At 50.6% G+C, this 255-nt stretch carries 1 tRNA gene; it reads right to left on the bottom strand.

From position 1 onward, the window contains the following. Window positions 1–141: 141 nt before the first annotated feature. Window positions 142–215: transfer RNA gene (locus NE473_RS32440), tRNA-Ile, on the bottom strand. Window positions 216–255: the final 40 nt, after the last annotated feature.

Below are 255 nucleotides of genomic sequence, written 5' to 3'. Positions count from 1 at the left end.
CCTGCTTGCAAGGCAGGTGCTCTCCCAACTGAGCTACACCCCCATATTTATGTCAAATACCGGATGCTGGTCTTCCCTTTTCAGGCAATCCCTTTATTCTTTTGTTTCTTTCCACTTACTTATCTCCCGGGAGTTAAGTAGTGGGCTTAAGTGGACTCGAACCACCGACCTCACGCTTATCAGGCGTGCGCTCTAACCGGCTGAGCTATAAGCCCTTTTGTAAAATCTGGCACCCACCTGCTCTCCCATGCCGTC

Origin of the sequence: Hungatella sp. SL.1.14 (assembly GCF_024460495.1) — a bacterium.
GTDB lineage: Bacteria > Bacillota > Clostridia > Lachnospirales > Lachnospiraceae > Hungatella > Hungatella hathewayi.
The sequence above is the reverse complement of the archived record's forward strand: the minus strand, read 5'-3'. Positions and strand labels throughout refer to the sequence as shown.